Origin of the sequence: Streptomyces sp. NPDC050416, from assembly GCF_044458845.1 — a bacterium.
GTDB lineage: Bacteria > Actinomycetota > Actinomycetes > Streptomycetales > Streptomycetaceae > Streptomyces.
The window spans coordinates 540,703-563,883 of sequence record NZ_JBITII010000004.1 but is presented as its reverse complement, the minus strand read 5'-3'; the positions used below and the strand labels follow the sequence as shown (position 1 = coordinate 563,883).

Below are 23,181 nucleotides of genomic sequence, written 5' to 3'. Positions count from 1 at the left end.
GGACGTCAGAAGGCGTCCGCTGCCCGACCTGGCGGACCACGCTCAGTGAAACATCGTCAGAAGATCGGCATAGGTCGGATATGGCCGGTTCACCCGAACAGCCCAAAGTCCGCCGGTGGCGGGGTCCCCAGGATCTGCGGCGGAGCTTTGCCCGGGCCCGCCGACCGCCGTGACCGCCGTGACCGTCTCGGCCCGGCGCTGCGGCGCGGCCACTCAGCTCAGTCGAACGGCGCCCTTGACGGTCAGGTAGACGCCGAAGACCAGGCAGATGACCACGCCGATGGCGCGACTGTGCCGTTTCGCCGCGGTCAGCAGCGGAGTGAGCACCGACTGCGCCTGAGCGGGGACCATCAGGTACAGCACGAGCGGCACGAGCACGGGCAGGAGCGCCAGTACCACGGTGATCGCCAGGACGACGGCCTGGTCGGTTGTCGAAACGGAGGCGGCGAGGGCGATCTCCTTCACCGCCGGAACGAACAGCGCCAGGCTGGAGAAGTTCACCGCCATGAGGCCCGCCCCGAGCAGGGCGCAGGCCCCGGGCCTCGTGACGGCGCGGCGCCTGTGGCGGTGCGATGTGCCGGGCGCCGGTCTGAGCGCGGTGCGGACGGCCAGCAGGAGCAGGAGTACGCCGAAGAGATGTCGACGACCGGCGAGACCCTGAAGTGGTCCTGTGCGCGGGCGCCGCGGAAGAGGACGAGCCCGGCCGCGCCGATGACGGCCAGTGGAACCGCGGCTCCCACGGCGAACGAACCCGCCCGTCGGCGCGGTCGGACCGGATCGGACAGGAGCACGACGGCGGCCACGAAGAGAGTCGGGCTCACCGCGGCTCCCAGAGCAAGCGGCAGTACCTTGGCGAGCAGTGTCGTCACAGAGCCAGTCAACGACGCTCCGGAGTCGCGCCAGCGCCAACACGCCTGGCCCGGCGGCGGCGTCACCCCCACACAAGGCCCCGGGAAGGGGATCACCAACCCGCCCGTTCCGGGCGGCGGGCACGTACCTAGACTCGGGACCATGCGAAGTGAGCCCGTGGTCCAGGTCCAGGCCCTGGTGAAGCGGTACGGCACGAAGACCGCGGTGGACGGGCTGGACCTGGTGGCCCGGGAGGGTGTGACCGCCGTTCTCGGCCCCAACGGGGCGGGCAAGACGACCACGGTCGAGACCTGCGAGGGGTACCGGAAGCCGGACTCCGGCACGGTGCGCGTCCTGGGCCTCGACCCGGTCGGACAGTCCCGGGACCTGCGGCCCCGCATCGGCGTGATGCTCCAGTCCGGCGGCGTCTACTCAGGCTCCCGCGCCGACGAGATGCTCCGCCACATGGCCAAGCTGCACGCCCACCCCCTGGACGTGGACGCGCTCATCGAACGCCTCGGGCTCGGCTCCTGCGGCCGTACGACGTACCGGCGGCTGTCGGGCGGACAGCAGCAGCGGCTCGCGCTGGCCATGGCCGTCGTAGGGCGACCGGAACTGGTCTTCCTCGACGAGCCGACCGCCGGACTCGACCCGCAGGCCCGCCGCGCCACCTGGGACCTGGTCCGCGACCTGCGCGACGACGGTGTCTCCGTGATCCTCACCACGCACTACATGGACGAGGCCGAACAGCTCGCCGACGACGTGGCGATCATCGACGCGGGCCGGGTCATCGCCCAGGGCTCTCCGGAGGAGCTGTGCCGCGGCGGCGCCGAGAACACGCTCCGCTTCTCCGGCCGCCCCGGGCTGGACGTCGGCTCGCTGCTGAAGGCCCTGCCCGCCGACTGCTCGGCCGCCGAACTGACGCCGGGCTCCTACCGCGTCGTCGGCAAGGTCGACCCGCAACTGCTCGCCACGGTCACCTCCTGGTGCGCCCAGCACGGCGTGATGCCGGAGAAGATCTCGGTCGAGCGGCACACCCTCGAAGACGTCTTTCTCGAGCTGACCGGCAAGGAGCTGCGCTCGTGACCGCCACCGGCACCTATGCGCCGAAGCCGGGGGCCGCGCCCCTGACCCGCATGATCGCGGCCCAGGCCGCGCTCGAGACGAAGATGCTGCTGCGCAACGGCGAGCAGCTACTGCTGACCGTCGTCATCCCGACCCTGCTCCTGGTGCTCTTCAGCACCGTCGACATCGTCGACACGGGCGCCGGCGAGGCCGTCGACTTCCTCGCCCCCGGCATCCTCGCGCTCGCGGTGATGTCGACGGCGTTCACCGGGCAGGCGATCGCGACCGGCTTCGAGCGCCGCTACGGCGTCCTGAAGCGGCTCGCCGCCTCGCCTCTGCCGCGCTGGGGGCTGATGACCGCGAAGACGCTGTCCGTACTGGTCACCGAGGTGCTCCAGGTGATCCTGCTGACGTTGATCGCCTTCGCGCTCGGCTGGTCGCCGCACGGCAACCCGTTCGCCGTGCTGCTGCTCCTGGTCCTCGGTACGGCGGCCTTCTCGGGCCTCGGTCTGCTGATGGCCGGGACGCTCAAGGCCGAGGCGACGCTCGCCGCCGCCAACCTGGTGTTCCTGCTGCTGCTCGTCGGCGGCGGGGTCATCGTGCCGCTCGACAAGTTCCCCTCCGCCGCGCAGGACGTGCTCGGCCTGCTGCCCATCTCCGCACTCTCCGACGGCCTGCGGGACGTGCTCCGGCACGGGGCCGGGATGCCCTGGGCCGACCTGGGGATCCTGGGCGTCTGGGCGGTCGTGGGGCTGGCGGCGGCCGGACGGTTCTTCCGCTGGGAATGAGCGCTGGAGCAAGCCATGACCGACCCTCGTGAAAGCGTGCACAAGCGGCGCCCTACGATGGGTCGCGTGCCAAAAGTGACCCGCGCCGACGCCAGGGCGGCCCTGCGCAACCCGCTCGCCTTCATCGCCGAGCGCTGGACCCCGGAACCCCGGACCGTCCAGCGCGCGGCCCTCTCCGCAATCGTCATGTCGGTGCTCATCGTGGTCACCGGCGGAGCCGTACGGCTGACCGGCTCGGGCCTCGGCTGCCCGACCTGGCCCAAGTGCACCGCCGACTCGCTCACCGCGACCAGCGCGATGGGCTTCCACGGCGCCATCGAGTTCGGCAACCGCATGCTGACGTACGTGCTGTGCGCCGCCGTCGGCTGGGCGATCATCGCCGCGCGCTCCCAGAAGCCGTACCGGCGCGGCCTGACCCGGCTCGGCTGGGCGCAGTTCTGGATCGTGATGAGCAACGCGGTGCTCGGCGGCATCGTGGTGCTGGTCGGTCTCAACCCGTACACGGTCGCGGCCCACTTCGTCGCGACGTCCGCGCTGATCGCGGTGGCCACGGTGATGTGGCAGCGCACCCGTGAGGGCGACGCTCCGCCGCGCCCCCTGGTCGGCAAGGCCGTGCGGCAGCTGGTCTGGTTCCTGGTCGCCGCCGCCGTGCTGCTCATCCTGGTCGGCACGGTGGTCACCGGCGCGGGTCCGCACGCGGGCGACTCCAGCGAGGTCGAGCGGATGCCGGTCGACTGGGAGACGGTGAGCAAGCTGCACGCCGTGCTGGCGTGGATCGTGGTGACGCTGACGTTCGCCCTGTGGTTCGTCCTCAAGGCGGTCGACGCGCCGCGCGACCCGCTGAACCGCACCCGCGAACTTTTCCTGATCCTGCTCGCGCAGGGCGTCATCGGCTACGTCCAGTACTTCACGGACCTGCCGGAGGTCCTGGTCGGCCTGCACATGCTCGGCTCGGCCGTGATGTGGATCTGGGTGCTGCGGGTGGTGCTGTCGCTGCGCGAACGGCCGGAGGCCGTGGCCGACGTGCCCGGTCCCGCCGCCGAGGCCTCCCTGACGAAGGCCTAGAGGCCAGGACCAGGGTTCAGTCGAGCCCGTACACCCGCCGCGCGTTCCCCGACGCCAGCATCCCCGCCACCCGCTGCGCGTCGGCCAGGGACCACGCGCCCTCGGCGACCCAGGTGCCGAGCACCCGGCCGAGCGCCTCGCGGAACAACCGGGCGCCCACCACGTGCAGCTCGGGCAGCCCCCGGGCGCCGGTGGAGAAGAGGATCTTGCCGAAGGGCGCCAGCTCCAGGATCTCCGCGAGGACGGTCGCGGCGCGGGCGCCGGTGCGGACCAGGGCAGCGCCGGAATCGACGTAGACGTGCGGGAAGACACCGGCCAGGTGGGCGGCCTGCCGGTGGTACGGGTAGCCGTGCAGCAGGACGAGGTCCGTGCCGAGACCGGCCGTGGCCCGTACGAAATCCGTCAGCAGCACCGGATCCGTACGGTCGATGCGCAGGCCCGGCGTGCCGAGCCCCGCGTGCAGCTGGAGCGGCAGCCCCGAGGCGACGGCGCTCCACAGCAGGTGCCGCAGCAGTACCGGGTCGCTGAGCTCCCCGCCTACCTCGCGCCCCGCGATCCAGCGGCCGGCTGCTCCCCGCACCTCCCCCGGCCCGGGCGGCTCGGGCGCGAGCGCGAGGCCGTGCCGTACGCCCGCGACCGAGGTGAAGGCGACGGCGTGCGCGGCGGCGGCGTGCACGGACTCGGCGAGATTGGCGAGGAACGACTCGACGGTCCCGGAGGTGTCGGCGACCTGCTCGGCGAGCAGCTCCAGCCGGACGATCTCGCGGGCCTCGGCGGCTCCGGCGGAGGCCAGTTCGCCGGGTTCGGTCAGATCACCGGGCAGGCCCGTGTCGACGAGGTACGTCGTGATGCCGCTGCCGCGCAGGAGCCGGCGAGCCGACTCCAGGACGCCCAGTTCACGGCGGCGGGCCAGGTAGCGGGCGGGCGTGCAGTGCGGTTCGAGGCCGAGCAGGGGTGGGCACCAGCGCCGCACGGCGAAGCCGGTCTGGGTGTCGAAGAGGGTGGTGCCGGGGGCGGGTGGGCCCTCCGTGTGGGAGAGGTGGGCCTCGAAGGTGCCGAGGCCCAGCTCCGTGCGGAGTACTCCGTGGCAGTACTGGTCCACTAGGGACGGCGTTTCGATCATCCGGGCTCCCCGGTGTGGACCCTGTTGTTCCTGAGGGTCTTAACGGGTGAACCGGGGTTGAGGTCGCGGGCCGTCGTGGGAGGACCGGTGTGTTCGGCGGGTGCGGGACGGCTGTGGCTGGTCGCGCAGTTCCTCGCGCCCCTGAGGGGTCAGTTGTTCTTGGAGCCGCCTACTTGGATCCCCGCCATGCGTGACCACTCGTAGCGGCCCGTCTTGACCTTCGCCGCGAATTCGCCGTCGAAGGACTCGTGGGTCGTGATGCCCGACTTCTCCACGGCCTTCTCGGCGATCTCGTAGGAGGGGGCCACCAGGTCGCCCCAGTTGCCGTCTTCGCCGACCAGGACGATGCGGGCGCCGCGGTCGCCGAGGTAGGCGACCTGGCCCTCGGCGCCGCCGTGGGCCTTGGAGAAGGAGCTGATCTGCTTGGCCAGCCGGGCCGCCTTGCGCTCGGCCTTCGGGTCAACCTGCTGCGTCTCTGCCATGACCAGGATGCTACTCACGAGTAGATCGATTGGCGAGAGCAGGGCCCTGTGACGTACGTCAGCGCTACCTCAGCCGTCAGCGCTGCCTCAGCGCAGGAACGGGTCGACCGCGACGGCCACGAACAGCAGCGAGACGTACGTGATCGACCAGTGGAACAGGCGCATCTCCTTCAGCTTCGCGCCCGTCACCTCCGCCTTCGCGCGGTTCTGCAGGCCGTGCGCCTCCCAGAGCCAGAAGCCGCCCGCCAGCAGGGCGACCGCCGTGTAGAACCAGCCGGTGTAGCCGAGCGGGGTCAGCAGGAGCGAGACGGCGACCATGACCCAGCTGTAGATCACGATCTGCTTGGCGACCACCTTGTTGGAGGCGACCACCGGCAGCATGGGCACGCCCACGCGCGCGTAGTCCTCCTTGACCTTCATGGACAGCGGCCAGTAGTGCGGCGGCGTCCAGAAGAACATGACGAGGAACAGGATGATCGGCGCCCACGACATGGAGTTCGTGACCGAGGACCAGCCGATCAGCACGGGCAGGCAGCCGGCGATGCCGCCCCACACGATGTTCTGCGAGGTACGGCGCTTGAGGATCATCGTGTAGACGACGACGTAGAAGAGGAGCGCGCCGAGGGAGAGCCAGGCGCTCAGCCAGTTCACCGTGAGGCCGAACAGCAGCGTCGAGGTGATCGCCAGGGTGATGCCGAAGGCGAGGCACTCGCGCGGGCTGACCATGCCGGTGACCAGCGGCCGCTGCGAGGTGCGGTCCATCAGGGCGTCGATGTCGCGGTCGATGTACATGTTGAGCGCGTTGGCGCCGCCCGCGGACATGTAACCGCCGACGCAGGTCAGCAGCACCAGCGTCAGGTCGGGCACGCCCTGCTGCGCCAGGAACATCACCGGGACGGTGGTGATGAGCAGCAGCTCGATGATTCGCGGCTTGGTGAGAGCCACGAACGCCTTGACACGGGCCCCGAACGGCCGGTGGGCCGGGCTCTGGTCCGTCCCGATCTCCCCCATAGCCTTAAGGGCATGGGCGGTGCCCCCACCCGCTGGACGGGATTCAACGGCCGTCACGCACACCCCTACAGAGACATCCCAGCAAGCCTCAGCCGTGTGAAGTCCCGGTAAAGGCTCGCGCGTACCACGCCACTTTAGACGTTGCCCAGAGTCGGACATTCGCGGGGGTCGGCTCGTGTTGGAGGGCGGCTTCGGAAGGGCGTGCGGAAGCTCGATTGAGCACCCGGATGAGCGGCTCCGTATTCACCTGTCGAATGGGATACGGCCCAGTCAGGAGGCGGATCGAAACGTGTCCCGGCACTCTGGAGTGACTCGAAAGAACGCACGTCCCACGGGGGTAGGCTCGGCTGCGGCCGGTGGACGCCCCGATACACCGGCATCCGACATGTGGAGAGGAGCCCTGACCCAGGGTGAGCACCAAGCCGACCACAACAGACCTCGAGTGGACCGAGTTGGACCAGCGGGCCGTCGACACCGCGCGTGTCCTGGCCGCCGATGCCGTACAGAAGGTCGGTAACGGCCATCCGGGTACGGCGATGAGTCTCGCGCCTGCCGCCTACACCCTCTTTCAGAAGGTGATGCGGCACGACCCGGCGGACGCCGACTGGGTCGGGCGGGACCGCTTCGTGCTGTCCGCCGGCCACTCGTCCCTGACCCTCTACACCCAGCTGTACCTGGCCGGTTTCGGTCTGGAGCTGGATGATCTGAAGTCTTTCCGCACGTGGGGTTCGAAGACGCCGGGTCACCCGGAGTACGGGCACACCACCGGTGTGGAGACGACGACCGGCCCGCTCGGGCAGGGTGTCGCCAACGCGGTGGGCATGGCGATGGCCGCCCGCTATGAGCGGGGTCTGTTCGACCCGGAGGCCCCCGAGGGCGAGTCCCCGTTCGACCACTTCGTCTACTGCATCGCCGGTGACGGCTGCCTCCAGGAGGGCATCTCCGCCGAGGCCTCCTCGCTCGCGGGCCACCAGAAGCTCGGCAATCTGATCCTGCTGTGGGACGACAACCACATCTCGATCGAGGGCGACACCGAGACGGCCGTCTCCGAGGACACGGCTCTGCGGTACGAGGCCTACGGCTGGCACGTGCAGCGGGTGGAGCCGCAGGCCAACGGCGACCTGGACCCGGCCGCGATCTTCGAGGCGATCCAGCAGGCCAAGGCCGTCACGGACAGGCCGTCGTTCATCGCGATGCGCTCGATCATCGCCTGGCCGGCGCCGAACGCGCAGAACACCGAGGCCGCGCACGGCTCGGCGCTGGGCGAGGACGAGGTCGCCGCGACCAAGCGGGTGCTGGGCTTCGACCCGGAGCAGAGCTTCGAGGTCGCCGACGAGGTCATCGCGCACACCCGCAGGGCGCTGGAGCGGGGCCAGGCGGCCCGCGCGGTGTGGGAGAAGGCGTACCAGCAGTGGCGGGACAACAACCCCGAGCGCGCCGCCGAGTACGACCGGGTCGCGAAGGGTGAGCTGCCCAAGGGCTGGGAGGAGAAGATCCCGGTCTTCGAGGTCGGCAAGGGCGTGGCCACGCGTGCCGCCTCCGGCAAGGTCCTCCAGGCGCTCGGCGCGGTGATCCCGGAGCTGTGGGGCGGCTCGGCCGACCTGGCGGGCTCCAACAACACCACGATCGACAAGACCAGCTCCTTCCTCCCGGCGGACAACCCGCTGCCGGAGGCGGACCCGTACGGCCGCACGATCCACTTCGGTATCCGCGAGCACGCGATGGCCGCCGAGATGAACGGCATCGCGCTGCACGGCAACACCCGGATCTACGGCGGCACGTTCCTGGTCTTCTCCGACTACATGCGCAACGCGGTGCGGCTGTCGGCGCTGATGCACCTGCCGGTGACGTACGTGTGGACGCACGACTCCATCGGCCTGGGCGAGGACGGCCCGACCCACCAGCCGGTCGAGCACCTGGCCAGCCTCCGGGCGATCCCGGGCCTGAACATCGTGCGCCCGGCGGACGCCAACGAGACGGCCATCGCCTGGCGCGAGATCCTCAAGCGCTGGACGAAGGAGTTCGGCAAGGGCCAGCCGCACGGTCTGGCGCTGACCCGTCAGGGTGTGCCGACGTACGAGCCCAACGACGATGCCGCCAAGGGCGGTTACGTCCTGTTCGAGGCCGACGGCGGCGAGCCCGAGGTCATCCTGATCGCCACCGGCTCCGAGGTGCACGTCGCCGTCGAGGCGCGCGAGCAGCTCCAGGGCGCCGGCGTGCCCACCCGTGTGGTGTCCATGCCGTCGGTCGAGTGGTTCGAGCAACAGGACCAGGGGTACCGGGACAGCGTTCTGCCGCCGTCCGTCAAGGCTCGCGTCGCGGTGGAGGCCGGGATCGGCCTGACGTGGCACAAGTACGTCGGGGACGCCGGCCGCATCGTTTCCCTGGAGCACTTCGGTGCTTCGGCCGACGGCAAGGTCCTTTTCCGTGAGTTCGGCTTCACTGCCGAGAACGTTGCCGCCGCCGCGCGGGAATCGATCGCCGCAGCTCAGCGCTGACGCTTATATACGACACGTAGGAGATGGAATTTCCATGACAGACGCACTCAAGCGCCTCTCCGAGGAAGGCGTCGCGATCTGGCTGGACGACCTGTCGCGCAAGCGGATCACGTCCGGCAACCTCGCCGAGCTGCTCGACCAGCAGCACGTCGTGGGCGTCACGACCAACCCGACGATCTTCCAGAAGGCGATCTCCGAGGGCGACGGCTACGACCAGCAGCTCTCCGACCTCGCTGCCCGCAAGGTCACCGTCGAAGAAGCCATCCGCATGATCACGACGGCGGACGTCCGCGACGCCGCCGACATCCTGCGCCCGGTCTTCGACGCCACCGGCGGCCAGGACGGCCGGGTCTCGATCGAGGTCGACCCGCGGCTGGCGCACAACACCAAGGCGACGGTCGCCGAGGCCAAGCAGCTCGCCTGGCTGGTGGACCGGCCCAACACCCTCATCAAGATCCCGGCGACGGAGGCGGGCATCCCGGCCATCGCCGAGACCATCGGCCTGGGCATCAGCGTCAACGTCACGCTGATCTTCTCGCTGGAACGCTACCGCCTGGTCATGGACGCGTTCCTGACCGGCCTGGAGAAGGCCAAGGAGCGCGGCCTGGATCTGTCGCAGATCCACTCGGTGGCGTCGTTCTTCGTCTCCCGCGTGGACACCGAGATCGACAAGCGGATCGACGCGCTCGGCACCGACGAGGCCAAGGCACTGCGCGGCAAGGCCGCCATCGCCAACGCCCGTCTCGCCTACCAGGCGTACGAGGAGGTCTTCTCCTCGGACCGCTGGAACGCGCTGGAGCGCGAGGGCGCCAACAAGCAGCGTCCGCTGTGGGCCTCCACCGGCGTGAAGGACAAGGCGTACAAGGACACCATGTACGTCACCGAGCTGGTCGCGCCGAACACGGTGAACACCATGCCGGAGGCGACCCTGTTCGCCACCGAGGAGCACGGCGAGATCACCGGCAACACCGTCGCCGGCACCTATGAGCAGGCCCGCGCGGATCTCGACGCGGTCGAGCGGCTCGGGATCAAGTACGACGACGTGGTCCGGCTGCTGGAGGAGGAGGGCGTCGAGAAGTTCGAGGCGTCCTGGACCGACCTGCTGAAGTCGACCGAGGCCGAGCTTCAGCGCCTCGCCCCTTCGGAGGGCTGAACAGGTGTCGAGCAGCAATCCGCTGCGTGACCCCGCGGACCGACGGCTCCCGCGTATCGCGGGGCCGTCGGGCCTGGTCATCTTCGGCGTCACGGGCGACCTGTCCCGCAAGAAGCTCATGCCCGCCGTGTACGACCTCGCCAACCGGGGTCTGCTGCCGCCGGGCTTCTCGCTCGTGGGCTTCGCGCGCCGCGAGTGGGCGCACGAGGACTTCGCCCAGGAGGTCCACGACGCGGTCAAGGAGCACGCCCGCACGCCCTTCCGCGAAGAGGTCTGGCAGCAGCTCATCCAGGGCATGCGCTTCGTGCAGGGCACGTTCGACGACGACGACGCGTTCGAGCGGCTGCGCTCCACGATCGAGGAACTCGACAAGGCACAGGGCACGGGCGGCAACTTCGCCTTCTACCTGTCCGTGCCGCCGAAGTCCTTCCCGGTGGTCATCCAGCAGCTGAAAAAGCACGGGCTGGCCGACCAGAAGGGCGGCTCCTGGCGGCGCGCGGTCATCGAGAAGCCGTTCGGGCACGACCTGAAGTCGGCCGAGGAGCTCAACAAGGTCGTCCACGAGGTCTTCGCCCCGGACCAGGTCTTCCGCATCGACCACTACCTGGGCAAGGAGACCGTCCAGAACATCCTGGCGCTGCGCTTCGCCAACACGATGTTCGAGCCGATCTGGAACCGGTCCCTCGTGGACCACGTGCAGATCACCATGGCCGAGGACATCGGCATCGGCGGCCGGGCCGGGTACTACGACGGCATCGGCGCCGCCCGTGACGTCATCCAGAACCACCTGCTCCAGCTCCTGGCGCTGACCGCCATGGAGGAGCCGGCCTCCTTCGACGCGGACGCGCTGGCCGCCGAGAAGACCAAGGTGCTCGGTGCGGTGAAGCTGCCCAAGGACATCGGCCGGGACACCGTGCGCGGCCAGTACGCGGCCGGGTGGCAGGGCGGCACGAAGGTGCGCGGCTATCTGGAGGAGGACGGCATCAACGCCTCCTCGAAGACCGACACCTACGCCGCGATCAAGCTGGAGATCGACAACCGCCGCTGGGCGGGCGTCCCCTTCTATCTGCGCACCGGCAAGCGCCTGGGCCGCCGCGTCACGGAGATCGCGGTCGTCTTCCAGCGGGCCCCGCACTCCCCCTTCGACACGACGGCCACCGAGGAGCTGGGCTCCAACGCGATCGTCATCCGCGTCCAGCCGGACGAGGGCGTCACGGTCCGCTTCGGCTCGAAGGTGCCCGGCACGTCGATGGAGATCCGGGACGTGTCGATGGACTTCGCGTACGGCGAGTCCTTCACGGAGTCCAGCCCGGAGGCGTACGAGCGTCTCATCCTGGACGTCCTCCTCGGGGACTCGAACCTCTTCCCGCGTACCGAGGAGGTCGAGCTGTCCTGGAAGATCCTCGACCCGATCGAGGAGTACTGGGACACCCACGGCAAGCCCGCCCAGTACCAGGCCGGTACCTGGGGGCCCGTCGAGGCGGACGAAATGCTCGAGCGACACGGACGGAGCTGGCGCCGGCCATGAAGATAGACCTCACGGACACCACGGCCAGCAAGATCAACAAGGCGCTGGTGCAGGGCCGCCGGGCGATCGGCACCCCGGCGGTCGGGATGGTGCTCACGCTGGTCATCGTGACCGACGAGGAGAACGCCTACGACGCGCTGAAGGCCGCGAGCGACGCCTCGCACGAGCATCCCTCGCGCACGCTGGTGGTCATCAAGCGCGTCTCCCGCTCGCCGCGCGACCGTACGCAGTCCCGCCTGGACGCGGAGGTCCGGGTGGGCGCGGAGGCCGGCACCGGCGAGACGGTCGTGCTCCGGCTGTACGGCGAGGTCGCCGACCACGCCCAGTCGGTCGTGCTGCCACTGCTGCTGCCGGACGCCCCGGTGGTGGTGTGGTGGCCGGTGAACGCGCCGCTCGACCCGGCGAAGGACCCCCTGGGTGCCCTCGCCCAGCGCCGCGTCACCGACGCCTACGCCTCCGAGCAGCCGGTGCGGGACCTCGCCACCCGGTCGGGGACCTACACCCCCGGTGACACGGACCTGTCCTGGACCCGCATCACGCCCTGGCGTTCCATGCTGGCGGCGGCCCTCGACCAGGTCACCTGCGAGGTCAGGGCCGTCGAGGTGGAGGGCGAGGAGTTCAACCCGAGTTGCGAGCTGCTGGCGATGTGGCTCGCGGACCGGCTGGACGTCCCCGTGAAGCGCTCACTGTCCGGCGGCCCCGGTCTGACGGCGGTCCGCATGGACACCAGCTGCGGCGCGATCACCCTGGACCGTGCCGACGGATCCCTCGCGACGCTCTCCATCGAGGGCCAGCCGGCCCGTGGTGTGGCGCTCAAGCGCCGGGACACGGCCGAGCTGATCGCGGAGGAGCTGCGGCGGCTGGACCCGGACGACACGTACGCGTCGGCGCTGCGGTACGGGGTGGACCGGCTGAAGGCGTCCTTGCCGGCTCAGGCGAAGGAAGAGCCGGTGGCCGAAAAGGAAGAGCCGGTGGCCAAAGGGGAGCCCAAAAGTGACGGCCGGGGGCGGCTCGCCCTCCCCGCTCCCGTCGAAACGGCTGCGAAAGCTCCCGCTGCGGAAGCGACGGCGCAGGCACCGGTGAAGCAGGAACCGCCCCAGTTGGAACCGGTACGGAAGGCGACGACGAAGTGAGCACGGCACCGCAGCTGGTCGTCCACCGCGACAAGGAGCTGATGGCCCAGGCCGCGGCGGCCCGGCTGATCACCAGGATCGTGGACGCACAGGCCTCCCGGGGCTCGGCGTCCGTGGTCCTGACGGGCGGCCGCAACGGCAACGGCCTGCTGGCCGCCCTGGCCGCGGCGCCCGCCCGGGACGCGATCGACTGGAGCCGGCTCGACCTCTGGTGGGGTGACGAGCGGTTCCTTCCCGAGGGCGACCCGGAGCGCAACGTCACGCAGGCGCGTCAGGCACTGCTGGACTCCGTACCGCTCGATCCGAAGCGGGTGCACGCGATGCCCGCGTCGGACGGCCCCTACGGCACCGATGTGGACGCGGCGGCGGCCGCCTACGCGGAGGAACTGGCGCGGGCGGCGGGCCCGGAGAACCACGGGCCCGTGCCGACGTTCGACGTGCTGATGCTGGGCGTCGGGCCGGACACGCATGTGGCGTCGCTGTTCCCGGAGCTGCCCGCGGTGCGGGAACTCGACCGTACGGTCGTCGGTGTCCATGGCGCGCCGAAGCCGCCGCCGACCCGGGTGACGCTGACGCTGCCCGCGATCCGTTCGGCCCGGGAGGTGTGGTTGCTGGCCGCCGGTGAGGACAAGGCCCAGGCAGCGGCGATCGCGCTCTCCGGAGCCGGGGAGATCCAGGCGCCTGCGGCGGGAGCGTACGGCCGCAGCCGGACACTGTGGCTGCTGGACGCGGCGGCGGCTTCCCAACTGCCGCGGTCGCTGTATCCACCGGCTTCGGCGTGACCGCCGCGGACGCCGATCCGCCTCATCGCCGGAGCGGCCGGCGCCCCTGAACCTGAGGGGGGTTCCGGCCGCTTCGGCGTTTGCGGTGCTCAACTCCCGCCCAGCACCCACGCGGTGAAGGCCACCAGATCGCACGGCACGGCCACAACGTCTGCGCCCGGTGGTACCGGAGACGGACGCCCGGCCACTGCCAGGACGGAGTCGGGGCGCCAGGTGTGCCGCGACGGCCGCCGACGCGCGGTCGGCGGCCTCCCGTGGCGTCACATCTCGCGGACGGCAGGCAGGGCGTCGGTCGCGATGCGGTGCAGGGCCTCGGTGTCGGCGGCGTAGATGCCCTCCTCGCGCGGCGCATGCAGCACGAGGTGAGTGATGCCGGCCGCGGCATACCGCTCGGCCATCTTGAGGAAGGCGTCCGGCGTGGAGAGGAAGTCGCCCGCCGGGTCGGTGACGACGAACATGCGGTCCATCGCGTCGAAGTCGCCACCCGCGCGGTCGCATGCCGCGCGGAGAGCGGCCACTTGGGCGGCGACCGCCTCCAGACACTCCTCCGGGGTGAAGCCGCGCGCCCAGTCGGTGGGCCCGGTGGTCACCCACGCCTGGCCGTACCGTGCCGCCAGCGCGAGCCCCCTGGGTCCGGTCGCGGCGATCGCCATGGGGAGGCGGGGCCACTGGACACACCCCGGGATCATCCGGGCCTCATAGGCGGAGAAGTGCTCCCCGGTGAAGGTGGTGACGGGGTTGCGCAGCAGTTCGTCCGTGAGCCGTACGAACTCCTCGAAGCGTTCCGTACGCTCCCGACGGGAGAAGGTCTCCCGGCCGAGGACGTTGGAGTCCCCCGCGCCGACGGAGCCGGTCCCGATACCGAGGACGAAACGGCCCCCGGAGATGTCGTCGAGGGCGACGGCGTCCTTCGCCGCGCCCACCGGATGGCGGAAGTTCGGTGAGGTGACCAGGGTGCCGAGGGTGGCCTTGCGCGTGACACCGGCGGCCGCGGCAAGCACCGGGAAGGTGGAGAACCAGGGGCCTTCCGCGAGGGTGCGCCAGGACAGGTGGTCGTAGGTCCACAGGGAGTCGTAGCCCAGCTCGTCGAAGGTCCGCCAGGTCCGGGCTGCCCGCGTCCATCGTTCCTCCGGCAGGATCAGGACACCGGTACGCATCGCCCCGGCCCCTCAGGCGCCAAGGTAGGCGTCGGCTTCGACTTCCACCAGCAGCGCGGGGTGCGCCAGGGCGGAGACCTCGACGATGGTGCTGGCCGGGAGAATGTCGGCGAAGAACTCCAGGTGCACCCGGCCGATGGCTTCCAGCTCACTGATGTCGGTGACGTAGAACCGGGTCCTGACAACGTGCTGGAGCGAGGCGTCAGCGTCCTCCAACGCGCCCTTGATCCGCCGCAGGCACTCGGCGGTCTGGGCGACGATGTCCGCGCCCCCGACCGGGCCGTCCGGCGCCGCGGCGGTGCAGCCGGCGACCGTCACGTGCGGCCGACCCGTACCGCGCGAGAATACCCGAATATCTTCTCGAAATGCGTTCCCGCGGCGATGAGCTGGCGTTGCGACATTCCGTCTCCTCGTTCGCTGTGCCCGCCGACCCTGCGTCGGAATTCGGCGGACGTGGATGCCCGACTATGCCAAACTCCCCCGGCCGGAAAGGGCGTCGGCGGGCACCTGCCGTCCCGCCGGCGAGACACGTCGCGGCGGCAGAGGAATCGCCCTCCTCTCCGGCACCCGGACACCGTCGGCGCGGAAGTACGTTGACGTCATCGCTTCCCGCATACCGGCCCATGTCACGGTCCCTGAGCCCGATTTCTCCTATCCCACAGGAAGCATTCATGAATCTGTCTGACAACAGAGCTCTCTCGACCGCTCTGCCGACGGCCGGACGCTGGGGGTTCGGCGGGCACCTGTACGGGCTCGAACCCCTGGCGCTCCCGGCCGAACCCCTCGCCCGGGACTCCGCGGACGATCCGAGGCTCTTCGCGGAGGCCGACCCGTCGGCACCGGATGTCCCGCTGCCGGCCTACGACGCGGCCACGGGCGCCGAGCTGGTGCCGCACGACGAGGGCGAGGTGGAACGGCTCTTCTGGTTCCGGTGGATCACCGGCCACCAGACGACCTTCGCCCTCTGGCAGGTGCTGAGCGCGGTCCTGGACGAGGGCCGCCAGCCCGGCGCGGACGTCGACGGGCTGTCCCGGATCGCACGCTGCCTGGTGCGCACGTACTCCCTGATGCTGTTGTACGCCAGCTCGCCCCCGCAAGCCCTGTACGAACGGGTCATCAGGGACCCGATGGCACGCCAGCACCCGAACCTCAGCGGGTCCTGGGCCCGCGACTACACCGGGGTGCGCCCGCTCATCCGGGGGAAGGTCTCCCTCGGGGGCGAGGCCGCGGCCGCCGACCTGGCCTTCGAGTGCGGCCTCAACGAGCGCATACACAAGGGGATCGCCGTGCGCGTGGTGCCCTCCGGCGTGTCCCTGCTGCTGACCCCCGGCGTACGCCAGAAGACCAGGGAGCTGCGCAGGGAGACCCTGCTCTGGCTGTACGACGGTATCTTCCTGACCACCAGGGTCCCGGTGCCGTACGCGACAGTGGTGCGCCAGCTCCTCCGCCGCGTCCACGCGATCCACCTGGACGTCTCGGCGAACGGCCTGTACCCCGCGTGCGCGCAGAACACCGCTCCGGAGCCGGCCGAGTTGTCGACGGACGACGTGATGGACCTGAAGGCGTCGTTCACCTCCACGCTGCACGAGCTGACCATTCTCATCGGCGCCCCCGCGCCCACGCCGGGCAGACCGCCCCGGTAACCGACCGTGCTCTCTTCGAGTCGTGACACTCATAGGTAGGTGTTTCATGGACACTGCCCGACAACAACCATCCGACGAGGCGCAGTACTGCGCCGACACGTTCAACGGAGCCATCGCCTCGGCCGCGGTCAGCGCGGCGTGGGAGATCGGACTCCTCGACGAGCTGGAGCGGGCCGGCCGGGTCGGCATAGCCGGGTTCTCGGCCGCGTCGGGGGCCGATCCGGGCGTGGTGCGTGCCCTCCTCGTCGCGCTCTCCACCCGGCGGATCGTGACGCTCGACGCCGCGAGGACGGAGGCGACCACGGACGCCGGGTTCGCGAGCGCCTACCGCACCAAGGGGTTCTTCTACTGGCTGACCCGTGGGTGCGGCGAACTGCTGACGACCTTGCCGGGCAAGGTGCTGGAGGCCGACAGACAGGGCGACTTCGTACGCCGTGACTCCCGCGCCATCAGCGTCGCGTGCCGGAACATCGCCCGGACGTTCTTCGACCCACCGTTCCGGGAGCTGCTGCGGGACGTGGACTGCACCACCGTGGCGGACCTGGGCTGCGGCAGTTCTGACCGTCTCATCATGATGGCCGGGCTGATGCCCGGCGTCCGGGGCATCGGCATCGACGTGGCCGCCGGCGCCATCACCGTGTCCAAGGAGGCCGTCGCCGAAGCGGGCGTGGAGGACCGGATCTCCCTGGTCCAGGACGACGTCCTGAACCTGTCGCCGCGCGACGAGTACGCCGGGGTCGACCTCGTGACGTGCTTTCTCATGGGGCACGACTTCTGGCCGCGTGAGAACGCGGTCAGGGTGCTGCGGCGGCTGCGCGAGAACTTCCCCGACGTCAAGAACCTCGTCATCGGCGACACCTGCCGCTCCACCGACGTCCACGGTCCCATGCACCCCATGTTCACGCTGGGGTTCGAGACCGTGCACTCCGTGATGGACCAGTACATCCCCACACTCGATGAGTGGGCGTCCGTACTGGACGAGAGCGGCTGGCGCATCGCCGACCGCCGCATGATCGACCTCCCGGCGTTCAGTTTCATCTACCGGCTCACCCCCGCGTAGAGCGATCCTAGGAGACAGCCATGACCACGCGAAGCGTCGAAGCGTCGGCCGCGGTCCCGCTGGTGGAGCGGGACCTGCCGGTCTTCCAGCAGGTGCCCGGCCACTACGGACGGACCCCGTTCTTCCTGACCCAGGACATGCTCGGCGGCCAGCCCCTGGAGATCGCCGGCGGCGAGATCAGTGACAAGGTCGGCAAGCCGGTGGCGGCACCGCACACCCATGAGGTGCCCGAGATCTACCTGCTGATGTCCCCCACGCCGGGCGGCGCGGTGATCGACGTCGTCGCGGACGGGCAGACCTACGAACTGGCCTCCCCGGCGACGATGCTCATCCCCGCGGGGACCGTCCACCACTTCGTCACCAAGGAGGCGGAGCCCGGCAGCTTCTGCCTGGGCGTGCTGCTCACCGGCACCGGCGAGGTGTCCGTGACGGTGGAGGACTGACGCGCCCCGCCGTACGGGGATGCCCCGCCCTGCCGGCAGGGCGGGGCATCCCCGTACGGCGGGCGCCGCGTTCAGCCGAGGCGCCGGGTCCAGCCGTACGGGTCAGCCGCCCGCCCGTACTGGATGTCCGTGAGGGCCGTACGCAGTCCCCCCGTCACCGGGCCGGTCACAGCGCCGCCGACGGTGAACTCCCCGTCGGCCGAGCGGACCGTACCGACCGGGGTGACGACTGCGGCGGTGCCGCAGGCGAAGACCTCTCGCAGCCGCCCGTCCGCCGCGTCGGCACGCCACTCGTCGAGGGTGTACGACCGCTCGACGACGCGGTGACCGGCGTCCCGGGCCAGCGTCATGACCGAGTCCCGGGTGATGCCGGGCAGGATCGTCCCGCCGAGGGGCGGGGTCAGCAGGGTGCCGTCGTCGAGGACGAAGAACAGGTTCATACCGCCCAGTTCCTCGACATACCGCCGCTCCACCGCGTCCAGGAAGACCACCTGGTCGCAGCCCGCCTCACGGGCTTGCGTGTGGGCCGCCATCGAGGCGGCGTAGTTGCCGGCGCACTTGGCCGCGCCGGTGCCGCCGGGCGCCGCCCGGGTATAGGCATCCGAGACCCAGATGGTGAGCGGGGCGGCCCCGCCGGGGAAGGACGCGCCGACGGGACACGCGATCACACCGAAGAGGTACTCCACCGCCGGACGCACACCGAGGTATTCCTCCGTAGCCAGCTGGAACGGCCGCAGGTAAAGACTCGTACCGGGCGCGTCCGGCAGCCACGCGCGGTCCACCGCGACCAGCTCCTCCAGGGCGGCGAGGAAGGTCTCCTCGGGCACCGCCGACATCGAGAGCCGGGCCGCGGAGTCCGCGAAGCGCCGCGCGTTGGCCTCGGGCCGGAACAGCAGGGCCGAACCGTCCGGCGCGCGGTAGGCCTTGAGCCCCTCGAAGATCGCCTGGCCGTAATGGAGGGCGGCGGTCGCCGGTGACAGGGGGAGCGGGGCGAAGGGTCCTATCCGGGCGTCGTGCCAGCCCTTCCCCTCGGCGTACCGGACGCCGGCCATGTGCTCGGTGAACACGGTCCCGAACATGGGGTCCGCCATGTGTTGCGCCCGCACGTCGGCGGACATGCGGCTTTCCACGAGGTATTTATCGAAAACGGTCGGATGCGCGATGTTCATGTTTTTCCCTCGCCTGTCGGCCGTCCGCCGGAAATGGCTTTCGATCAGGGTAGCGTCGTGTCCCGCCGGCAAGACGCGCCGAAATTCGCTGGAGAGTGACGATGAGCAACCCGTTCGAGGACGAGGAAGGCAATTATCTCGTGCTGACCAACGACGAGGAACAGCATTCCCTGTGGCCGGAATTCGTCGACGTCCCGGAGGGCTGGAACGTCGTCCATCAGGGAATCCACCGGAACTGCCTCGACTACATCGAGAGGCATTGGACCGATATGCGGCCGAAGAGCCTCGTGGACGCCATGGGCACGGCCGGCGACGCGAAGGGCGGTGCCTGAGATGAACGCGGGAAGGCCGGAACTGAGCGGCACGTTCGGCGCCGTCTCCTCCACCCACTGGCTGTCCTCCGCGGCCGCCATGTCTGTGCTGGAACGGGGCGGGAACGCCTTCGACGCGGCAGCGGCCGCGGGGTTCGTCCTCCAAGTCGTGGAGCCGCACTTCAACGGCCTGGGCGGGGACGTACCGATCGTCTCGTACTCGGCCGCCACGCAGTCGGTGCAGGTGGTGTGCGGTCAGGGGCCGATGCCCCAGGCGGCCACCATCGAACGATTCCGGTCGCTCGGACTGGAACACATACCCGGATCGGGCCTGCTGCCCGCCGTCGTCCCCGGCGCGTTCGGCGCCTGGATGCGGATGCTGGCCGAGCACGGCACCCTGCCGCTCGCCGATGTCCTCGACCACGCCATCGGTTACGCCGAGAACGGCTTCCCACTGCTGGCGGGCGCCGCCGACGCCATCGAGGTGCTGGCACCGCTGTTCGAGACGGAGTGGACCGAGTCGGGCCGGGTGTACCTCCCGGACGGCCGTCCCCCGAAGGCCGGTGCCCTCTTTCGTACGCCCGCGCTCGCCACCACGTACAAGCGGCTCCTGCGCGAGGCCGCCACCGCCGGAGGCGGCCGGGAGGCACAGATCGCCGCGGCGGAGCGGGCGTTCTACCAGGGGTTCGTGGCGGAGGCCATCGACTCCTTCGTCTCCTCGACCGCCGTTCTCGACGCAACGGGCCGACACCACAAGGGCCTACTGACCGGCCAGGACATGGCGGACTGGCGTGCCACCGTGGAGAGCCCGAGCAGCCTGTCGTACCGCGGCCTGACGGTCCACAAACCGGGGCCCTGGTCGCAGAGCCCGGTGTTCCTCCAGCAGTTGGCGCTCCTGGAGGGGTTCGACCTCCACGGCATGGGGCTGGACAGCGCCGAGTACATCCACACCGTCACCGAGTGCGCCAAGCTGGCGTTCGCCGACCGCGAGGCCTGGTACGGGGACCCGGACCACAGCGACGTCCCCCTCGACGTCCTGCTGAGCCCCGCGTACACGGCGGCGCGGCGCGCGCTGGTGGAGGACAAGGCCGCGGAGGTCCTGCGGCCGGGCTCACCCGAGGGCCGTACGCCATTCATCCCCGAGCAGAGCGCCGTCGACTGGCCGGTCGCGGACGGCAGTTGGATGTCCCAGCTCGCCAATGGACTGCCCACCGTCGTCAAGGCGACGGCCGCCCGCAACGACACGTGCACGATCGTGGTGGCCGACCGCTTCGGCAACCTGGTCGCCGCCGTACCCAGCGGAGGCTGGCTCAAGAGTTCCCCGGTCGTGCCGGGCCTCGGCCTGTCCCTCGGCACCCGGGGCCAGACGATGACCCTCCAGGAAGGCCACGCCAATTCGGTGGGCCCCGGCCGCCGGCCGCGCACGACCCTGAGCCCGAGCCTGGTGACGAAGGACGGGAAGCCCTTCATGGCGTTCGGGACGCCCGGTGGCGACCGCCAGGACCAGTGGACGCTGGGCTTCTTCCTCGCCGCCGTCGACTTCGGCCTCGGGCTCCAGGCGGCGACGGAGACGCTCGCCTTCCACACCGACCACTTCTCCGCGTCCTTCACCCCGCACGAATCGCGACCGAAGGTGCTCGCCGTCGAGCGCAACTGCGACCCCGAGGTCATCGAGGAGCTGAGGAGCCGCGGACACGACGTGGAGCCGGCGGCCGAGTACTCGCTCGGCAAGGTCTGCGCCGTCGCGGTGGACGAGAAGGCCGGCCTGCTGCGCGCCGCTGCCAGTCCACGGGGCCGCCAGACGTACGCCGCGTGCCGCTGACCCGACCACAGGAACAGGGAGACCGACATGTCCGACGAACCGAGCACCGCCCTCATGGACCACCCCGGGACACCGGCCGGACCGGCGGGGCTGCGCCTGCACCACATCGCCGTGCAGACCGGCGACCTCGAACGGAGCATCGCCTGGTACCGGGACTTCTTCGGCGCCGATGTGACGTGGACGCTCGACACCTTCTCCGACCTCAGCATGGAGCGGCTGCCCGGACTGTCCGGGCTGGCAGAACTGGAGGCGGGCGAACTGCGCTTCCACCTGTTCACCCGTGGGCCGGAGCAGGGCGTCGCGCCGCCGGCCGACAGCAACCAGTACCAGCACATCTGCATCGAGGTGGACACACCGGAGGACCTGCGCGCCTGGCACACCCGGTGGACGGCCGTCCACGCCTCCGGCGCGCATTCCTTCGTCCGGCAGGAGGGCGCCACGGACATCGTGGTCGACAGCGACGGTGTGGAGAGCTTCTACGCCTTCGACGTGAACGGCCTCGAGTTCGAGTTCACGTACCTTCCCGGGGGACGGGCCTGACGCCCCGGGAGACCGCGTGACGTCGGCACGCCCCGTCGGCGGCCGCGCGCCCGCCGCCCGCCCGACGCGGCCCCGTTCGCGTCGGGCGGGACGTTTATGCCGAAAGAGAAGACCCACCTCGCCCACCGTTTCCTGGGGAAGGGTCATGGGGGTCGGTTCCGTTGATGTGTGGAGGTAACCCGTGGGCCCGGACCTGAGCCGTGTGATGCGCTCGTCGCCGTACTGGCCGGTGATCAGCCACACGACGCTGCGGCGGGTCCTGCCGGGGTTCGCCGTCTCCGCGCTGGGTGACGGCATGGCGGTGGTGGCGGTGAGCTGGCTGGCGATCGAGCTGGCGCCGGCCGCGGACCGCGGGGTCTGGGTGGCGCTGGCGGCGGCCGCCTACACCCTGTCGGGGGCGGCGGGCGCGCTGGTGCTCGGCCGCTTCCTGCGCCACCGCCGGCCCACCCAACTGGCAGGCTGGGACGCGACCTTGCGGGCCTGCGCGCTAGGCGCCATCCCGGTGCTGCACGCCTTCGGCGCGCTCGGCATCGAGGGGTACGTCGCGCTGCTCGCGGTCTCCTCCGTGCTGCATTCCTGGGGTCAGGCGGGTGTCTACACGCTGATCGCCAGGGTGCTGCCGGAACGCGACCACCTGGCGGGCAACGCCGTGCTGTCCGGTGTGGGGTCGATCGCCACGGTGGTGGGGCCGCCGCTGGCCACACTGCTGATCGTGTTCGGGGGCCCGGCGACAGTGCTGGCCGTGGACGCGACGACGTTCCTCGTCCTGGCGGTCACCTTCCTCGTCGCCGTGCCCGAGGACGCGGTTCCGGAGCCCGAGGACGACACGGCCTCGCGGACGGCCGGTTTCGCTGTGATCCGGCGCATCCCCGCGCTGTCCGGCCTCCTCACCCTGAGCTTCGCGTTCTTCTTCCTCTTCGGCCCGGTGTACGTGGCGCTCCCACTGCACGTGTCGGACGACCTGCGCGCCTCGGCCGGTGTGCTGGCGGCGTTCTACACGGCCTTCGGCATCGGCGCGGTGCTGGGTTCGGTGTTCACCGGCTTCCTCAGCCGGTGGCGGTTGTGGCCCACGACGGTCGGCATCGTCATCGGCTTCGGCGCGCTGATGCTCCCCCTGGGCCTGGGTGCCCCGACGGCCGTGTCGGTCGTCTGCTTCGGGGTGGCCGGGCTGCTCTGGCCGCCGTACTCGTCCCTGTCGACGACCCTCTTCCAGCGCTCGGCGCCCAGCGCGCTGCTGCCTCAGGCCCTGGCGGCGAGTTCCGCCGTGCGGGTGCTGTCGGTGCCACTGGGCACGGCGCTCGGTGGACCGCTGGTGGCCGGCGTAGGGGCGGTGGGGGCGCTGCGCCTGTCCGGCGCGGGCATCGCGCTGGTGGGCGTGGTCGCGGCCGCTTCGCTGGCCCTGCGGGCGGCGCGCACGCGCCCCGAGCCGGGGGCGGGCGCCGCGGAGTCGGCCGGCGCGGAGGCGGGGACGGACGCAGGGGTCGAGGCGCGGCCGTAGCCGGGACGGGCCGCTGCGGGCGCGCTCACGGGGTGGACGGCCCCGTGGCGGCGGGGTGTTC

General features: G+C 70.7%; 22 protein-coding genes. 15 read left to right on the top strand and 7 right to left on the bottom strand.

The window, feature by feature from the left end; all coding sequences use genetic code 11:
• Nucleotides 1-213: 213 nt before the first annotated feature.
• Nucleotides 214-912 carry a GAP family protein gene (locus ACIBL4_RS15835; RefSeq protein WP_399410270.1) on the bottom strand — a complete coding sequence of 233 codons (699 nt, stop codon included), beginning with the start codon at nucleotides 910-912 and terminating at the stop codon, nucleotides 214-216.
• A gap of 99 nt (nucleotides 913-1,011) precedes the next feature.
• Between ACIBL4_RS15835 and ACIBL4_RS15830 the strand changes: the two genes are divergently transcribed.
• From ACIBL4_RS15830 to ACIBL4_RS15820, 3 genes are read left to right on the top strand one after another with little or no spacing between them, the layout of a single operon-like run.
• A complete protein-coding gene (locus ACIBL4_RS15830) occupies nucleotides 1,012-1,935 on the top strand; it encodes an ABC transporter ATP-binding protein (RefSeq protein ID WP_399410268.1) in 924 nt (307 codons plus the stop codon).
• A 50-nt stretch (nucleotides 1,936-1,985) separates the two neighbouring features.
• On the top strand, nucleotides 1,986-2,702 hold the full coding sequence (locus tag ACIBL4_RS15825) for an ABC transporter permease (protein WP_399410594.1): 717 nt from the start codon (nucleotides 1,986-1,988) through the stop codon (nucleotides 2,700-2,702).
• Nucleotides 2,703-2,759: 57 nt separating this feature from the next.
• Nucleotides 2,760-3,767: a heme A synthase gene (locus ACIBL4_RS15820; protein ID WP_399410266.1), complete on the top strand. Its 1,008-nt coding sequence runs from the start codon at nucleotides 2,760-2,762 to the stop codon at nucleotides 3,765-3,767.
• Between the two features lie 16 nt (nucleotides 3,768-3,783).
• On the opposite strand, the gene ACIBL4_RS15815 is transcribed toward ACIBL4_RS15820, so the two are convergent.
• The 3 genes from ACIBL4_RS15815 to ACIBL4_RS15805 form a co-directional block, all read right to left on the bottom strand.
• Nucleotides 3,784-4,890 (bottom strand): amidohydrolase family protein, encoded by a 1,107-nt coding sequence (locus ACIBL4_RS15815; RefSeq protein WP_399410264.1) that lies wholly within the window; start codon nucleotides 4,888-4,890, stop codon nucleotides 3,784-3,786.
• A gap of 149 nt (nucleotides 4,891-5,039) precedes the next feature.
• Nucleotides 5,040-5,372, bottom strand: a complete 333-nt coding sequence (locus ACIBL4_RS15810) for a hypothetical protein (RefSeq protein WP_399410262.1) — start codon at nucleotides 5,370-5,372, stop codon at nucleotides 5,040-5,042.
• 87 nt (nucleotides 5,373-5,459) lie between these two features.
• Nucleotides 5,460-6,446, bottom strand: a complete 987-nt coding sequence (locus ACIBL4_RS15805) for a heme o synthase (RefSeq protein ID WP_399410260.1) — start codon at nucleotides 6,444-6,446, stop codon at nucleotides 5,460-5,462.
• 347 nt (nucleotides 6,447-6,793) lie between these two features.
• On the opposite strand from ACIBL4_RS15805, the gene tkt reads away from it, so the two are divergent.
• The 5 genes from tkt to pgl are packed head-to-tail and all read left to right on the top strand — an operon-like array spanning nucleotide 6,794 to nucleotide 13,477.
• Nucleotides 6,794-8,881, top strand: a complete 2,088-nt coding sequence (tkt, locus tag ACIBL4_RS15800) for a transketolase (protein WP_399410258.1) — start codon at nucleotides 6,794-6,796, stop codon at nucleotides 8,879-8,881.
• A 34-nt stretch (nucleotides 8,882-8,915) separates the two neighbouring features.
• On the top strand, nucleotides 8,916-10,034 hold the full coding sequence (gene tal / locus ACIBL4_RS15795) for a transaldolase (RefSeq protein WP_355717112.1): 1,119 nt from the start codon (nucleotides 8,916-8,918) through the stop codon (nucleotides 10,032-10,034).
• Between the two features lie 4 nt (nucleotides 10,035-10,038).
• Entirely contained in the window at nucleotides 10,039-11,562 is a 1,524-nt protein-coding gene (zwf, locus tag ACIBL4_RS15790) for a glucose-6-phosphate dehydrogenase (protein ID WP_399410255.1), read from the top strand.
• On the top strand, nucleotides 11,559-12,695 hold the full coding sequence (opcA, locus tag ACIBL4_RS15785) for a glucose-6-phosphate dehydrogenase assembly protein OpcA (RefSeq protein ID WP_399410253.1): 1,137 nt from the start codon (nucleotides 11,559-11,561) through the stop codon (nucleotides 12,693-12,695). The genes zwf and opcA overlap by 4 nt, the downstream gene beginning before the upstream one ends.
• Nucleotides 12,692-13,477, top strand: coding sequence for a 6-phosphogluconolactonase (gene pgl, locus ACIBL4_RS15780; RefSeq protein WP_399410251.1), 786 nt, complete (start codon nucleotides 12,692-12,694; stop codon nucleotides 13,475-13,477). Before opcA ends, pgl begins: the two co-directional genes overlap by 4 nt.
• A 260-nt stretch (nucleotides 13,478-13,737) precedes the next feature.
• Here pgl and ACIBL4_RS15775 read toward each other — a convergent pair whose 3' ends face one another.
• Nucleotides 13,738-14,634: an LLM class flavin-dependent oxidoreductase gene (locus ACIBL4_RS15775; protein ID WP_399410249.1), complete on the bottom strand. Its 897-nt coding sequence runs from the start codon at nucleotides 14,632-14,634 to the stop codon at nucleotides 13,738-13,740.
• Nucleotides 14,635-14,646: 12 nt separating this feature from the next.
• The gene (locus ACIBL4_RS15770) at nucleotides 14,647-14,952 is read right to left on the bottom strand and encodes a Rid family hydrolase (RefSeq protein ID WP_399410247.1); all 306 of its coding nucleotides are present in this window, start codon (nucleotides 14,950-14,952) and stop codon (nucleotides 14,647-14,649) included.
• A 353-nt stretch (nucleotides 14,953-15,305) separates the two neighbouring features.
• Between ACIBL4_RS15770 and ACIBL4_RS15765 the strand changes: the two genes are divergently transcribed.
• From ACIBL4_RS15765 to ACIBL4_RS15755, 3 genes are read left to right on the top strand one after another with little or no spacing between them, the layout of a single operon-like run.
• Nucleotides 15,306-16,277 carry an L-tyrosine 3-hydroxylase gene (locus ACIBL4_RS15765; protein ID WP_399410245.1) on the top strand — a complete coding sequence of 324 codons (972 nt, stop codon included), beginning with the start codon at nucleotides 15,306-15,308 and terminating at the stop codon, nucleotides 16,275-16,277.
• A 46-nt stretch (nucleotides 16,278-16,323) separates the two neighbouring features.
• Nucleotides 16,324-17,337, top strand: coding sequence for a class I SAM-dependent methyltransferase (locus ACIBL4_RS15760; protein WP_399410243.1), 1,014 nt, complete (start codon nucleotides 16,324-16,326; stop codon nucleotides 17,335-17,337).
• Between the two features lie 20 nt (nucleotides 17,338-17,357).
• Complete coding sequence (locus ACIBL4_RS15755) at nucleotides 17,358-17,780, top strand: cupin domain-containing protein (RefSeq protein WP_399410241.1); 423 nt, start codon at nucleotides 17,358-17,360, stop codon at nucleotides 17,778-17,780.
• A gap of 71 nt (nucleotides 17,781-17,851) precedes the next feature.
• Here ACIBL4_RS15755 and ACIBL4_RS15750 read toward each other — a convergent pair whose 3' ends face one another.
• Nucleotides 17,852-18,898 carry a branched-chain amino acid aminotransferase gene (locus tag ACIBL4_RS15750; protein ID WP_399410239.1) on the bottom strand — a complete coding sequence of 349 codons (1,047 nt, stop codon included), beginning with the start codon at nucleotides 18,896-18,898 and terminating at the stop codon, nucleotides 17,852-17,854.
• 152 nt (nucleotides 18,899-19,050) lie between these two features.
• Between ACIBL4_RS15750 and ACIBL4_RS15745 the strand changes: the two genes are divergently transcribed.
• The 4 genes from ACIBL4_RS15745 to ACIBL4_RS15730 all read left to right on the top strand — a co-directional run bounded on the left by ACIBL4_RS15745 (nucleotide 19,051) and on the right by ACIBL4_RS15730 (nucleotide 23,120).
• Nucleotides 19,051-19,281 (top strand): MbtH family protein, encoded by a 231-nt coding sequence (locus ACIBL4_RS15745; protein ID WP_399410237.1) that lies wholly within the window; start codon nucleotides 19,051-19,053, stop codon nucleotides 19,279-19,281.
• A 1-nt stretch (nucleotide 19,282) separates the two neighbouring features.
• Nucleotides 19,283-21,082: a gamma-glutamyltransferase family protein gene (locus tag ACIBL4_RS15740; protein ID WP_399410235.1), complete on the top strand. Its 1,800-nt coding sequence runs from the start codon at nucleotides 19,283-19,285 to the stop codon at nucleotides 21,080-21,082.
• A gap of 27 nt (nucleotides 21,083-21,109) precedes the next feature.
• On the top strand, nucleotides 21,110-21,622 hold the full coding sequence (locus tag ACIBL4_RS15735) for a VOC family protein (RefSeq protein WP_399410233.1): 513 nt from the start codon (nucleotides 21,110-21,112) through the stop codon (nucleotides 21,620-21,622).
• A 181-nt stretch (nucleotides 21,623-21,803) separates the two neighbouring features.
• Nucleotides 21,804-23,120 (top strand): MFS transporter, encoded by a 1,317-nt coding sequence (locus ACIBL4_RS15730; protein WP_399410231.1) that lies wholly within the window; start codon nucleotides 21,804-21,806, stop codon nucleotides 23,118-23,120.
• Nucleotides 23,121-23,181: the final 61 nt, after the last annotated feature.

Coding starts and splice junctions, on each gene's coding strand:
- ACIBL4_RS15830 (WP_399410268.1), top strand. CDS start 1,012: ATGCGAAGTGAGCCCGTGGTCCAGGTCCAGGCCCTGGTGAAGCGGTAC.
- ACIBL4_RS15820 (WP_399410266.1), top strand. CDS start 2,760: ATGGGTCGCGTGCCAAAAGTGACCCGCGCCGACGCCAGGGCGGCCCTG.
- ACIBL4_RS15740 (WP_399410235.1), top strand. CDS start 19,283: ATGAACGCGGGAAGGCCGGAACTGAGCGGCACGTTCGGCGCCGTCTCC.
- ACIBL4_RS15775 (WP_399410249.1), bottom strand. CDS start 14,634: ATGCGTACCGGTGTCCTGATCCTGCCGGAGGAACGATGGACGCGGGCA.
- tal (WP_355717112.1), top strand. CDS start 8,916: ATGACAGACGCACTCAAGCGCCTCTCCGAGGAAGGCGTCGCGATCTGG.
- ACIBL4_RS15825 (WP_399410594.1), top strand. CDS start 1,986: ATGATCGCGGCCCAGGCCGCGCTCGAGACGAAGATGCTGCTGCGCAAC.
- ACIBL4_RS15735 (WP_399410233.1), top strand. CDS start 21,110: ATGTCCGACGAACCGAGCACCGCCCTCATGGACCACCCCGGGACACCG.
- ACIBL4_RS15760 (WP_399410243.1), top strand. CDS start 16,324: ATGGACACTGCCCGACAACAACCATCCGACGAGGCGCAGTACTGCGCC.
- ACIBL4_RS15750 (WP_399410239.1), bottom strand. CDS start 18,898: ATGTCCGCCGACGTGCGGGCGCAACACATGGCGGACCCCATGTTCGGG.
- ACIBL4_RS15765 (WP_399410245.1), top strand. CDS start 15,306: ATGAATCTGTCTGACAACAGAGCTCTCTCGACCGCTCTGCCGACGGCC.
- ACIBL4_RS15810 (WP_399410262.1), bottom strand. CDS start 5,372: ATGGCAGAGACGCAGCAGGTTGACCCGAAGGCCGAGCGCAAGGCGGCC.
- ACIBL4_RS15755 (WP_399410241.1), top strand. CDS start 17,358: ATGACCACGCGAAGCGTCGAAGCGTCGGCCGCGGTCCCGCTGGTGGAG.
- ACIBL4_RS15745 (WP_399410237.1), top strand. CDS start 19,051: ATGAGCAACCCGTTCGAGGACGAGGAAGGCAATTATCTCGTGCTGACC.
- opcA (WP_399410253.1), top strand. CDS start 11,559: ATGAAGATAGACCTCACGGACACCACGGCCAGCAAGATCAACAAGGCG.
- ACIBL4_RS15815 (WP_399410264.1), bottom strand. CDS start 4,890: ATGATCGAAACGCCGTCCCTAGTGGACCAGTACTGCCACGGAGTACTC.